Here is a 2,574-nt window from a genome sequence, read left to right as displayed (position 1 = left end):
GGCCTGAGCAGGCTGGTGGAGTGGCCGGACGGGGCGGGCGGGCGCCGCAGCAGCTTCGCCGTGGCCGTCCGGGTACGCCGGGAGCTCGTGCCGGGCGGGCGGCGCACGGGCCGCCGCGAGGGCGATCTGGTGCTGCTGGGCGAGTGGGACGACCCGCGCCGCGCCCCGCGGGAGATGTGGCTGGGCAATCTGACGACCACACCCGCGGGGGCCGCGCTGCGGCTGGCACGGCTCGCCGCCCAAGTGGCCCAGGACAGCGAGCTGCTGGGCGAGCGCGTGGGGCTGCGCGACTTCGAGGGCCGCTCGTACCCCGGCTGGCACCGGCACATGACGCTCGCGTCGACGGCGCTCGCGGTCTCGGCCGCGTGGGAGCGGGGCGGGTTCGCCTCGGACTGCGGGCACGAGCACAGCCACAGTCGCGGTCACGAGCACACGCACGAGCACACGCGGGGGCACAGGACGCGCGGTCTGACGGTGGCGCGTGCCGCGTGCCGGGGCTACGGCACGACCGGTGTCAGGAAACTGCCCGCCTGACCCTCGGGGTCGCGGCTGCGCTCCAGGCTCCCGCGGGCGCCGTGCAGCCGCAGCGCCAGGTGGATCTCCAGCGCGCGGTGCGGCTGCTGCCAGTCGGCGCCCAGGAGTTCGGTGATCCGCTCCAGCCTGCGGGAGACGGTGTTGGGGTGCACGTGCAGGGCGGTGGCCGCGCGGGTGGGGCTCCCGCCGGACGCGAAGTACGCGTCCAGGGTGCGGGTGAGCTCCGTGAAGCGCTGGGCGTCGTAGTCGAGGACGGGTCCGACGACGGTGTCGATGTAGTCCCCGACACTGTACGCGTCGGACAGCAGTACGCCGAGGAAGCCCATCTGCCGCGGGGTCGCCGTGGCGCCGATGTCGCCGAGCTCGACGAGCGCGTCGAGGCACTGCCGGGCCTCGCGGTGGACCTGCCGGATGGTGCGCACGCCCTCGGTGGGCCCGGCGGCCCCGATCGTCACGGGGTGCCCGAGCAGCGGGCCCAGTTCGCCGCTGACACGGCGGGCGGCCGCCTCCGGGTCCTCGCCGGGGACGAGCAGCGCGAACATCCCGTCGTGCCGCAGGCTCTTGAGGCCCGACGTGCGGCGCGCGTACGAGGAGGCCCACACCTCCGCCCGCCCCCGCGGGCCGCCCTCGGGGCGGACGACGACCACGACGTGCGGCCCGTCGAGGTCGATCGCCAGGCGGCGGGCGCGCTCCTCCAGCCTGCCGACCGTCTCGGCGTCGGCGGCCAGCAGTTCGTCGAAGAACTCGTCCCGCGTCCTGCCCTCCGCGATGGCGGTGCTGCGCTCCATGAGCAGGGCGAGGGAGACGGTCTGGGCGGCGAGATGGAGCAGCCGCGTGTGGACCAGCCGGTCCCGGCGGACATCCACGCCCATGCCCACGCCCACGTCGCCCGTGACGAGCAGCAGGGTGCCGAGGTTCTCGCGCCCGGCCGCCAGCGGGGCGAGCCAGGCCGCGCCGCCCAGGGCGACCGGGGCGCCCTCGGTGTGGGCGTCGAGGGCCCCGGCGCGCAGCACCGCGTCGGCCAGGGCGGGTGCCCTGCCGCTGGTGGCGAGGATCCCGCCGCCCGTGTCACGGGCGACGAGGGTGCCGCCCAGCCGGCGCGCGGCCTCCTCCACGACGGCGGACAGCGGGTCACCGGCGAGGACCATGGCGGTCAGCGCCGACTGGGCGGCCTCCAGGTGGCGTTCCCGGGTGAGGCTGGTCAGCGCTTCGGACGTGTGCTGTTCGAGCTGGACGACCTCCGCCCGGGTGTCCTCCAGGGCGAGGGCCTTCTCGATGGCGACGGCCGCGAGGTCGGCCAGCGACCGCAGCAGGCTGATCTCGTGCGGCGAGAAGCGGCGGAGTTCACGGTGGGCGACGTAGAGGGCGCCCAGCACGCCGCGGCGGTCCCACAGCGGTACGGCGACGAGCGCGCGGATCCCCTCGGAGCGCACCACGGCGTCGATGTCGCCGGCGTGCCGGATGCGCTCGTCGGCCAGGTAGTCCTGGGTCCAGAACGGCACGCCCTCGCGCAGCACCGCCGCCGCCAGGCCGGCGCCGCCGCCGACCCGCAGGCCGACGTCCAGGGCCGCGGTGTCGCCGTCGGAGGTGTGGATCGAGAAGGCGTCCTCCTCGGGCTCGTGGAAGCCGATGTACGCCATGTCGCAGTGGAGCAGGCGGCGGGCCCGCCGGGTGATCTCCTTGAGCAGGGCGTCCTGGTCGTAGGCGCGGGTGAGGTCGCGGGCGGTGTCCACCAGGGCGGTCAGGCCCGCCTCCCGCTGCTGGCCGCGGTCCAGCAGCTCGTGCACGCCGAGGGCCAGGCCGACCGCGCGGTCCAGCTCGTCCAGCTCGTCGGGCGCGGCCGTGCCGGTGCCGTCGCCGCGGGCCCGGCGGCGCAGTTCCTCGAACTGCCGCCGCGGCGCGCCTCTGGCCAGAAGCTCCAGGACATGAAGGGTGCTGGTCGGGGCATGCCCCGGGTCGGTCGTCATGGCGTTGCGTCGCCCCCCGCGCGAATAAGCCAAATTCCCGAAGATCTTAGTTTCAATGACCATGGGCGGGCAG

Annotated in this window: 1 protein-coding gene and 1 pseudogene; one reads left to right on the top strand and one right to left on the bottom strand. The window is 75.5% G+C overall.

The window, feature by feature from the left end; genetic code table 11:
* Positions 1–534 (top strand): annotated as a pseudogene (locus tag K6I34_RS35410) (hypothetical protein); the annotation flags it as partial.
* Here the strand turns inward: K6I34_RS35410 and K6I34_RS35405 are convergent.
* Positions 498–2,501, bottom strand: a complete 2,004-nt coding sequence (locus K6I34_RS35405; protein ID WP_229332135.1) for a helix-turn-helix domain-containing protein — start codon at positions 2,499–2,501, stop codon at positions 498–500. The pseudogene K6I34_RS35410 and the gene K6I34_RS35405 overlap by 37 nt on opposite strands.
* Positions 2,502–2,574 lie beyond the last annotated feature (73 nt).

This window comes from Streptomyces sp. UNOC14_S4 (assembly GCF_020740835.1).
GTDB lineage: Bacteria > Actinomycetota > Actinomycetes > Streptomycetales > Streptomycetaceae > Streptomyces.
This window is presented reverse-complemented; position numbering and strand designations above follow the sequence as displayed.

What these genes read in the sequence shown, in the direction of transcription:
- K6I34_RS35405 (WP_229332135.1), bottom strand. Translation starts at nt 2,501, where the DNA reads ATGACGACCGACCCGGGGCATGCCCCGACCAGCACCCTTCATGTCCTG.